This is a genomic window from Mumia sp., from assembly GCF_028803055.1.
Taxonomy (GTDB): Bacteria; Actinomycetota; Actinomycetes; order Propionibacteriales; family Nocardioidaceae; genus Mumia.
This window is the reverse complement of the sequence record NZ_JARBCJ010000123.1, coordinates 253-10,397: the sequence shown is the minus strand read 5'-3', so window position 1 is coordinate 10,397 and position 10,145 is coordinate 253. Positions and strand designations below refer to the sequence as shown.

9 protein-coding genes are annotated in these 10,145 nt (G+C 71.0%); 6 read left to right on the top strand and 3 right to left on the bottom strand.

Going from position 1 to position 10,145, the window contains the following annotated elements; genetic code table 11:
• The coding region (locus tag PV363_RS12260; protein ID WP_301022452.1) for a thioesterase family protein at positions 1-425 on the bottom strand (425 nt) is incomplete at its 3' end.
• Positions 422-1,258 (bottom strand): 1,4-dihydroxy-2-naphthoyl-CoA synthase, encoded by an 837-nt coding sequence (gene menB, locus PV363_RS12255; protein ID WP_220346006.1) that lies wholly within the window; start codon positions 1,256-1,258, stop codon positions 422-424. The genes menB and PV363_RS12260, both read right to left, overlap by 4 nt.
• A gap of 105 nt (positions 1,259-1,363) precedes the next feature.
• On the opposite strand from menB, the gene xylB reads away from it, so the two are divergent.
• Genes xylB through PV363_RS12240 form a run of 3 tightly spaced genes read left to right on the top strand, consistent with a single transcriptional unit; the run spans position 1,364 to position 5,095 of the window.
• A complete protein-coding gene (gene xylB / locus PV363_RS12250; RefSeq protein WP_301022451.1) occupies positions 1,364-2,749 on the top strand; it encodes a xylulokinase in 1,386 nt (461 codons plus the stop codon).
• A gap of 28 nt (positions 2,750-2,777) precedes the next feature.
• A complete protein-coding gene (xylA, locus tag PV363_RS12245; RefSeq protein WP_220343308.1) occupies positions 2,778-3,941 on the top strand; it encodes a xylose isomerase in 1,164 nt (387 codons plus the stop codon).
• Positions 3,938-5,095, top strand: coding sequence for an ROK family transcriptional regulator (locus PV363_RS12240; protein WP_301022450.1), 1,158 nt, complete (start codon positions 3,938-3,940; stop codon positions 5,093-5,095). Before xylA ends, PV363_RS12240 begins: the two co-directional genes overlap by 4 nt.
• A 27-nt stretch (positions 5,096-5,122) precedes the next feature.
• On the opposite strand, the gene PV363_RS12235 is transcribed toward PV363_RS12240, so the two are convergent.
• A complete protein-coding gene (locus PV363_RS12235; protein WP_220346009.1) occupies positions 5,123-6,328 on the bottom strand; it encodes an ROK family protein in 1,206 nt (401 codons plus the stop codon).
• Positions 6,329-6,438: 110 nt separating this feature from the next.
• Here PV363_RS12235 and PV363_RS12230 point away from each other — a divergent pair, with 110 nt between their 5' ends.
• From PV363_RS12230 to PV363_RS12220, 3 genes are read left to right on the top strand one after another with little or no spacing between them, the layout of a single operon-like run.
• Complete coding sequence (locus PV363_RS12230; protein WP_220366310.1) at positions 6,439-7,989, top strand: sugar ABC transporter ATP-binding protein; 1,551 nt, start codon at positions 6,439-6,441, stop codon at positions 7,987-7,989.
• A complete protein-coding gene (locus PV363_RS12225; RefSeq protein WP_220346011.1) occupies positions 7,986-8,996 on the top strand; it encodes an ABC transporter permease in 1,011 nt (336 codons plus the stop codon). Before PV363_RS12230 ends, PV363_RS12225 begins: the two co-directional genes overlap by 4 nt.
• A gap of 18 nt (positions 8,997-9,014) precedes the next feature.
• Complete coding sequence (locus tag PV363_RS12220; protein ID WP_220346012.1) at positions 9,015-10,061, top strand: substrate-binding domain-containing protein; 1,047 nt, start codon at positions 9,015-9,017, stop codon at positions 10,059-10,061.
• Positions 10,062-10,145 lie beyond the last annotated feature (84 nt).

Below are 10,145 nucleotides of genomic sequence, written 5' to 3'. Positions count from 1 at the left end.
ATGCGCGCGGCCACGTCGGCGGGCCACGGCGCGGTACGGCGGTGCGCGAGGTCGACATGTCCCTCGACGAACTCGAAGGTGTTGGCCAGCGCGCCCGTGCCGGCGTTGAAGAGCGCCTGGACTCCATGCACGGTCTTGGCTGCGCGTGCGAGGAACAGGACGTACACCGCGACGTCCTGACCCACGAGCACCTCGTCCAGGTATCGGACGCGGTGGTCGATGCTGAACACGCTCATGCCGCGCGCGGCCCGATAGCCGTCGTCGACACCGAGCGCCGCGAACGTGCGATCGGCAGCCCGTACGTGCAGGTCGAAGTAGTGGCGGATGTTGACGTGACCGTTCTCGTCCTCGAACTCCGGCGGGACGGTGAGGGCGAGGGCGGGCTCGATACCGGCCATGTCCTCGACGCGCACTGAGGGGCTCATGCGCGGCGAGGGAACTGGGTGAAGTCGGGCGTGCGCTTCTCCTTGTACGCCTCGCGGCCCTCCTTGGCCTCGTCGTTGCCGTAGAAGAGCAGGTTGGTGTCGTGGGCGAGCTGCTGGATGCCGGCGTAGCCGTCCTCGGCCGCGTGGAAGCTGGCCTTCATCAGCCGCAGCGCGTACGGCGAGAGTGCGAGCATCTCGCGGCACCAGCGGACGGTCTCGGCCTCGAGGTCGGCGAGCGGCACGACCGTGTTGATCATGCCCATCTCGAGGGCCTGCTGGGCGTCGTACTGGCGGCACAGGAACCAGATCTCCTTGGCCTTCTTCATGCCGACCAGCTGCGAGAGCGAGCTCGCGCCGAAGCCGCCGTCGAACGAGCCGACCTTCGGGCCGACCTGGCCGAAGCGGGCGTTGTCGGCGGCGATGGTGAGGTCGGCGACGACGTGGAGCACGTGTCCGCCACCGATGGCCCACCCGGCCACCATCGCGACGATCGGCTTGGGGCACCGGCGCATCTGCACGTGCAGGTCGGTGACGTGGAAGCGGCCGGTCGCGCCGGCGTCGGACTTGTAGCCGGAGTCGCCGCGGACGCGCTGGTCACCTCCGGAGCAGAACGCCTTGTCGCCCGCGCCGGTGAGGATGATGACGCCGACCGACTCGTCCTCCCGGGCCACCGTCAGGGCGTCCGAGATCTCGATGATCGTCTGCGGCCGGAAGGCGTTGTGGACCTCGGGCCGGTTGATCGTGATCTTGGCGATGCCGTCGTCGGTGGTCTCGTACCGGATGTCGGTGTAGTCGCCGGCTGTGTTCCAGACGGTGGGGGTCGAGTCAGTCATGGCTCCATTCTCACCGACGCCCGACCGGCCTGGTCTCCGCCCGCGACAACGAGCCGGGGACGCGATCCTTGACATTAGTTCACGACTCATACTAAACAGGGTGACGTGGCTCACAGCACCGTCGTCGGCGTCGACTCCTCGACCCAGTCCACCAAGGCCGTCCTCGTCGACGCCCACGACGGCGCGGTCCTCGCGGAACGTTCCGTGCCGCACCCGGCCGGGACCGCCGTCGACCCGCGCCGCTGGCTTGAGGCGTGCGACGACGCGGTCGGGGATTGGCTCGGAACGGCTGCCGCGGTGGCGGTCGCCGGCCAGCAGCACGGCATGGTCGCGCTCGACGCCGAGGGTGCACCCGTCCATGACGCCCTCCTGTGGAACGACACCCGGTCCGCCGACGCTGCGACGGAGCTCGTGGCGGAGATGGGCGGCGCGCAGGCGTGCGCGGACGCCGTCGGCAGCGTGCTCGTCGCGTCGTTCACCGCCACCAAGCTGCGCTGGCTCCGTGACGAGCGGCCGGACGACGCTGCGCGGGTCGAGTCGGTGCTGCTGCCGCACGACTACGTCTCCTGGCACCTCACCAGGCGGCGTACGGAACCTTTCACCGACCGCGGAGACGCCTCGGGCACGGGCTACTTCGACGCGCGGACGAGCAGGTGGCGTCATGACCTCGCGGCGGCGGCGCTCGGGCACGACGTGGCCCTGCCGACAGTCGTCCCCGACGGAACGGCGGCGTACGAGGACGGGACCGTGGTGGCCGGGGGGACGGGCGACAACATGGGTGCCGCGCTCGGTCTCGGTCTCCTGCCCGGAGACGTCGTCGTCTCGATCGGCACGTCCGGCGTGGCGTCGGCGGTCACCGAGACTCCGGTCGCTGACGGCACCGGTGCGGTGACCGGGTTCGCGGACGCGACGGGCCGCTACCTCCCGATGGCGACCACGATGAACGCGGCCGGGATCCTCGACCTTCAGACGCAGCTCCTTGCCGTCGACCACGCCGAGCTCGCCCGGCTCGCGCTCGCTGCGCCGTCCGGCGCGCACGGCGTCACGCTGTCGCCGTACTACGGCGGAGAACGCACGCCCGACCGCCCGCGCGCGACAGGGCTCTGGGCCGGGCTGCGCCCGGACACGACCCGCGAGGACCTGGCACGCGCGGCGGTCGAGGCGCTGCTGTGCTCGCTCGCCGACGCCGTCGACCTCCTCTGCGCCCGCGTGGGTGGCGGTGACGGTCGGCTCCTGCTCGTCGGAGGCGCGGCGCGCAACCCCGCGGTCCAGGCGCTCGCCCCCGCGATCCTCGGCAGGCCGGTGCACGTCCTCGCTCCCGCGGAGTACGTCGCCCTCGGAGCCGCACGACAGGCGGCCTGGGCCCTCAGCGGTGCCGCGCAGCCGCCGGACTGGAAGCCCGGGACGACCGCCGTGCTCGAAGCAGACCCGACCCCCCATGTCCGCGAGACGTATGCCCTCCTGCGCGACCGAACGGCCGCGTGGACCTGACCGATCCCGACCGACCCGAGAGGCCATCATGACGATCCCGACACCCACCCCAGCGGACAAGTTCTCCTTCGGCCTGTGGACCGTCGCCTATCCGGGCCGCGACCCGTTCGGCGATCCCACCCGAGCCGAGATGGACCCGGTGCACGCCCTCGAGAAGCTGGCCGGACTCGGTGCGTACGGCGTGAACTTCCACGACGACGACCTGATCCCGTTCGGGTCCGACGACGACACCCGGTCACGCATCGTCGAGCGCTGGAAGAAGGGCCTGGCCGACACAGGGCTGGCCGTCACCACCGCCACCACCAACCTCTTCTCCCACCCGGTCTTCAAGGACGGCGCCTTCACCTCCAACGACCGCGACGTCCGTCGCTTCGCGATCCGCAAGGTGATGCGCAACATCGATCTCGCGGCCGAGCTCGGAGCCGAGGTCTACGTCTGCTGGGGCGGCCGCGAGGGTGCCGAGTCGGGCGCCTCCAAGGACGTCGCCGCAGCGCTCGATCGTTATCGCGAGGCGTTCAACCTGCTCGGCGAGTTCGTGCACGACCGCGGGTACGACCTGCGCTTCGCGATCGAGCCCAAGCCGAACGAGCCGCGCGGCGACATCCTCCTCCCGACCATCGGGCACGCGCTCGCGTTCATCGAGACGCTCGACCGGTCCGAGAACGTCGGTGTGAACCCGGAGGTGGGCCACGAGGAGATGGCGGGCATGAACGCCGCCCACGGCTACGCCCAGGCGATGTGGCACGGCAAGCTCTTTCACATCGACCTCAACGGTCAGCACGGGCCGCGCTACGACCAGGACCTGCGTTTCGGCGCGGGGAACGCCCGCGGGGCGTTCTGGGTCGTCGACGCGCTGGAGACCGGCGGGTACGACGGGCCGGTGCACTTCGACTTCAAGACGCCACGGACCGAGGACGAGGACGGAGTCTGGGTCGCCGCGGCCGCATGCATGACGAACTACCTCGTGCTGCGTGACAAGGTCCGCGCCTTCCGCGCCGACCCCGACGTGCAGGAGGCCCTGGCAGCCGCGCGGCTGCCCGAGCTGGCGGTCCCGACCTTGGAGGAGGGCGAGGGCTGGCGCGAGCTCGAGCAGGCCGAGCTGGCCGACCCGGACGCGCTCGCCGTGCGTGGAGCAGCGTTCGAGCACCTCGACCAGCTCGCCCTCGAGCACCTCTACGGGATCCGCGGGTGACCCTCGTCGCGACCGAGGATCTGCGGAGGCAGAACACCGCGGCCGTGCTCCGCTCGCTGCGGCACGACGGTGCCGCGACGCGGACCGAGCTGGCGCGCAGGACCGGGCTGGCCAAGGCGACGGTCGGGGCGATCGTGGGCGGGCTCGTCGACGGCGGCTACGTCAGCGAGTCCGAGGCCGTCTCGGTCTCCCGAGGGAGACCCGGTCGACCGGTCGCGCTGACCGGTTCCACGATCGTCGGGCTCGGCCTCGAGGCGAACGTCGACTACGTGTCCGCCGTCGCCATCGACCTCGGCGGCGCCGTCCGTCTCGAGCGCACCGTCCCCGTCGGCACGAGCGACCCCTACGACGTCGTTGTCGCGCTCGCCCGCGAGGCAGCGTCGGAGCTCGGCGGCTCTGGGGCTCGGGTCGTCGGCGCGACGGTCGCCGTGCCCGGTCTGGTCGACCGGCGCGCCGGCGTCGTCGCGATGGCGCCGAACCTCGGGTGGCGCGGCCGCTCGGTCGCGGCCGACATGGCGGCGGTGACCGGGCTTCCCGTGGTGGTCGAGAACGACGCGAACTGTGCGGCCCTCGCCGAGGCGCGACGCGGGGCGACGGTCGGGCTGGGGCAGTCGGTGTACGTCACCGGCACCGTCGGCATCGGCGCGGGCGTGATCAGGGACGGCGCGATCGTACGGGGGACGTCGGGGTTCGCGGGCGAGGTCGGCCACATCCCGCTCGGCGACCCGACGGCACGCTGCGGCTGTGGGCGCCGCGGCTGCTGGGAGGCCTCGGTCGGGCTGCGCGCCGTGCTGTCGGCCACCGGCCTCGCCTTCGAGGGGACACCGCTCCAGGTGGCGGAGCTGATCTCGCGGCGTGCCGAGTCGGACGTGGGGACGGCCGCGGCGCTCGAAGGCGTGGGTGCGGTCCTCGGCAGGGGCGTGGCCGCCGTGGCGAACATCCTCGACCCCGATGCTGTGGTGCTCGGTGGCTACTTCGTCCCGCTCGCGCCGTACCTGCTCCCTGCTGCGGTGCGCGAGGTCGAGGAGCGCGTGACGGCAGCGCCGTACGCGTCTCTCGACCTTCTGCTGAGCGCGTTGGGGCTGCGTGCCGCCGCGACCGGCGCAGCGGAGGACGCGCTCACCGGTGTCTTCAGCGGCGCGACCGCGCTCTGACCCCAGCACCCGCGGGCGGGTGCCGGGTCAGGCGCTGGCTCGGCTGCGCTGCTCGACCAGCCCGTCGACCGACTGCGGTGACAGCACGTCCTCGAGCACCATCGCGGCTGCGCCCAGCACGGCCTCCCGCCCGTGCAGCGACGAGCTGACGATGCGCAGCTGGTGCGTGGCCAGCGGCAGGGAGCGCTGGTAGACGACCTCGCGGATCCCGGCGAGGAGATACTCCCCGGTCGCCGACAGGGAACCGCCCACCACGACCACGGCGGGATTGAGCAGGCTCACGCACGTGGCGAGGACGCTGCCGATCGCGCGCCCGGCCTCGCGGACGGCCCGCACCGCCTCCATCTCGCCGCGCTCGACGGCCGCGACCACGTCACGTGGGGTCTCGACCCCGATGTCGAGCTCGGCGAGCTGCTTGGCGATCGCAGGGCCGGCGGCGACTGCCTCGAGACATCCGAGGTTGCCGCAGCGGCAGCTGACGTCCTCACCCCTGCCGCTGACCTGGACGTGCCCCAGGTCGCCCGCGGTGCCCAGGGCGCCGCGGACGAGTCGACGGTTGGAGATGATGCCCGATCCGATGCCGGTGGCGACCTTGACGTAGAGGAGGTCGTCGGTCTCCGGCCAGTGAGCGGTGTGCTCGCCGAGCGCCATCACGTTGACGTCGTTGTCCACCCGGACACGGACGGGGAAGGCCGCGGCCAGGTAGCCGGGGATGTCGAAGCCGTGCCAGCCCGGCATGATCGGCGGGTTCGCGGGTCGGCCGGTCGAGTGCTCGACGGGGCCGGGGACGCCGACCCCGATGCCCGCGAGGGCGGACGACCTCATGCCGAGCGTCGAGAGCAGCTCGTTCGCGAGCTCGACGACCCTGTCGAGCACGACCGTGGGGCCTTCGGTGATGTCGCTGGTGACGGTGGCCTCACCCAGCACCGTGCCCGCGAGGTCCGACAGCGCGACCGTCGCGTGGCTGGCGCCGAGATCGACCGCCAGCACGGCGTACGAGTCGGTGTTCATGGCGAAGCGCGCCGGCGGACGCCCTCCGGTGGAGGCTGCCTCCCCGACGGGCATCAGGAGCCCAGCCGCGAGGAGGAGGTCGAGCCGCGCCGAGACGGTGGAGCGCGCCAACGAGGTGGCCTCCGCGATCTCGGCCTTCGTCCGTGCCTGCCCGTCGCGCATGAGCTGGAAGACCGCGCTGGCGGCAGACGCCGAGCCCGTCTGAGGCGCGAACGAATCCATGGGCCGTAGTCTCCCACGTCGACTTATGTAGTCAAGCCCGACAGAAGCCCGTCGGCAAAACCCTGACTTTTGGTTGACGGCCGTCATTAGGTGTGACTAGCATCACGCGCATGTCGCAGCCCCTGCTCCAGCTGACCGGGATCGTCAAGGAGTTCCCTGGCGTTCGCGCGTTGGACGGCGTCGACCTGGTGGTGCGTGCGGGAGAGGTCCACTGCCTCCTCGGGCAGAACGGCGCGGGCAAGTCCACGCTGATCAAGGTCCTGGCGGGTGCTTACACGCCCGACGAGGGCGAGATCGTGATGGACGGGGACGCCGTCACCTTCGGGGACCCGCAAGCCGCGCTCGCGGCCGGCATCGCGACGATCTATCAGGAGCTCGACCTCGTCGACGGCCTGAGCGTGGCCGACAACATCTTCCTCGGCCACGAGAAGACGCGTCTCGGCTTCTCCCGCGTCGGTGACTCGCACCGGGCCGCACGCGACCTGCTGACCTCGCTCGGTCACCCCGAGATCCGGCCGTCCCGCGAGACAGGCAGCCTGTCGGCAGCAGGCAAGCAGATCGTGTCGATGGCACGCGCGCTCTCACGTCAGGCGCGGGTGATCGTCATGGACGAGCCGTCCGCTGTCCTCGACCCCGACGAGGTCGACGGGCTGTTCCGGGTCATCGAGGAGCTCCGTGCGTCCGGCCAGGCCATCATCTACATCTCCCACCGCCTCGAGGAGATCCGCCGCATCGGCGACCGGCTCACCGTGCTGAAGGACGGACGTACGGTCGCCTCCGACCTGCCGGCAGGCGAGACCCCGACCGCCGAGCTGATCACCCTGATGACCGGCCGCGACGTCTCGGCCGAGTTCCCCCGCCGTACGACGCCGTTGCCCGACGCCGACCCGCTGCTCGTCGTCGAAGGGCTCGGTCGCGAGGGTGAGTTCGAGGACGTCTCGTTCGAGGTCCGGCCCGGCGAGATCCTCGGCTTCGCCGGGCTCGTCGGTGCGGGGCGCAGCGAGATCGTCGAGACCGTGTACGGCGCACGGCGAGCTCAGCGTGGCTCGGTCACCGTCGACGGACGCCGCCTGCGTCCCGGGTCGGTCGATGTCGCGGTCGGTGCGGGCCTCGGGCTCTGTCCCGAGGAGCGCAAGTCGCAGGGGCTGGTGCTCGACGAGGCGGTCTACCGCAACATCTCCCTCGGCACCCTCCCGCGCTTCTCCCGGCTGGGGGTCACGCGTGAGTCCGCAGAGCGTACGGCGGCGCACGCTGCCGCGCGTTCGGTCGACCTGCGCCCCGACGACCCGGACCGCGTCACCAGGACGCTCTCGGGCGGCAACCAGCAGAAGGTCGTCCTCGCCCGGTGGCTGCTGCGATCGTGCCGCGTCCTCCTGCTGGACGAGCCGACCAGGGGTGTGGACGTCGGCGCACGCAGCGAGATCTACGGCTTGATCCGCCGGCTCGCCGACGACGGGGTCGCCGTGATCGTCGTCTCCAGCGACATCGACGAGGTCCTCGGGCTCTCGGACAGGGTCATGGTCGTGGCCGACGGCCGCATCGTGCACGCCGGTCCGGCGGACGATCTCGACGCCCACGCCGTGCTCGACCGCATCCTCTCCGGCAACGAACCGACCGGCAACGAACCGACCGGCAACGAATCGAAAGGTGACGCCGCGTGAGTACCTCATCGGTGACCGGGAGCACGCAGGAGACCGCGGCTGCTCCCGAGACGCGGACACGGTCCCTCGGGATCGCCCGCAACCTCGGCCTCGTGGTCGCCCTGGTCGCGCTCTGCGTCGTCGGCCTCGTCACGGCGGGCGACCGCTTCGCGAGCACCAACAACATCATCACCGTCCTCAGCCTCGCCTCTGCGATCGGCGTGGTCGCGATCGGGATGACCTTCGTCATCACCGGCGGAGGCATCGACCTCTCCGTGGGTGCGATCGTCGCCCTGGCCTCGGTGTGGGCGTCGACCACCGGCACCCAGGCGATGGCCGAGGACGTCGGCTGGATCGTCATCGTCACGACGGCGGTCGGCGTGGGCATCGCGTGCGGCGTCATCAACGGAGTGCTCATCGCCTACGGCAAGATCGTGCCGTTCATCGCCACCCTCGCGATGCTGGCGAGCGCTCGAGGGCTCGCCGAGATCATCGCCGACCGCAAGACCCAGATCGTCCGCGACGAGGCGTTCCGCGACGCGCTCGGAGCCCGGCCGCTGGGTGTGCCGGTGATCGTCTACGTCTTCGCGGTGATCGTGGTGCTCGGCTGGTTCCTCCTCAACCGCACGACGTTCGGGCGCCGCACGTTCGCCGTGGGCGGCAACGTCGAGGCCGCACGCCTGGCCGGTATCAAGGTCCAGAGGCACACCGTCTATCTCTACGCCCTGCTCGGCGCCACCTGTGGCGTGTCCGCCGTGATGCTCATGTCACGGACGCAGACCGGGTCCTCCACCCACGGACTCATGTGGGAGCTCGACGCCATCGCGGCGGTCGTCATCGGAGGGACGCTCCTCAGCGGCGGCCGCGGCACGGTGGTCGGCACGCTGCTCGGCGTCCTCATCTTCACCACGCTCACCAACGTCTTCACGCTCAACAACCTGTCGACGTCCGTCCAGGCCGTCGCCAAGGGCGTGATCATCGTCGTCGCTGTGCTGCTCCAGCAGCGGCTGGCGAACCGCAGCACCTAACCCCACCGAGGAGACGGCATGTCCACCACCACCCCGCGCCGACGGCTGCTGGCGATCGCCGGCGTGTTCGCCGCAACGTCGCTGACCTTGACCGCTTGCACCAACAGCTCCGGCGACGACGACACCGAGAGCGTCGCCAACGCCGGAGCCGGCGACAACGCCGAGACCGGCGACACCGTGCGCATCGGTTTCTCGGCCCCCGCGGCCGACCACGGTTGGATGGGGGCGATCACCTCCGCAGCCGTGAAGCAGGCGGAGGCGTTCGACGACGTCGAGCTGATCAACGCCGAGGGCACCAACGACGTCAACCTGCAGATCTCCCAGGTCGAGACCTTCATCAACGACAAGGTCGACGCGATCGTCCTCCTCCCGTTCGACGGTGCGGCGATGACCGACGTTGCCACGCGGGCGATGGAGGCGGGGATCCCGGTGGTCAACGTCGACCGCGAGTTCGACTCGCCGAACGCAGCGCGTTCGACCGTTCTCGGCGACAACTACGGCATGGGGGTCTCGGCTGGTCGCTACATCTGCGAGGAGGCCGGCGGCAAGAAGGACGCGGTGGTCGCAGAGATCGCCGGCATCGACTCCCTGCCGTTGACCCAGGACCGTTCGCGCGGGTTCGCTGACGCGTTGAAGGACTGCGGTCTGAAGGTCTCCAACCGGGTCGCGGCGGAGTTCACCGTCGAGTCCGGTGAGCGCGCCGCCGCGAACCTGCTCCAGGCCGCACCCAAGATCGACTTCCTGTGGAACCACGACGACGACCAGGGCGTCGGCGTGCTGGCGGCGATCGACAACGCCGGGCGGGACGAGTTCGTCATGGTCGGCGGGGCCGGCTCGGCGAACGTGATGCGGTCGATCGAGGCTGACGATACGGTCCTCAAGGCGACCGTCATCTATCCGTCGACCCAGGGTGCCGACGGCATCAAGCTGGCACGACTCATCGCGCAGGGCCGCTCGATGTCGGACCTCGCCGAGGTGGAGGTGCCGCGCGTCATCCAGCTGGCGGCCCCGATCGTGACGAAGGACAACGTCGACGACTACATGGACTCGGCGTTCGAGTCCTGACCGACGGTGGTGGGCCCGGTGCCCGCGCCCGGGCGCACCCCACCACCACGCACCACCCCACGGACGAACGAACCCCCAGACAGA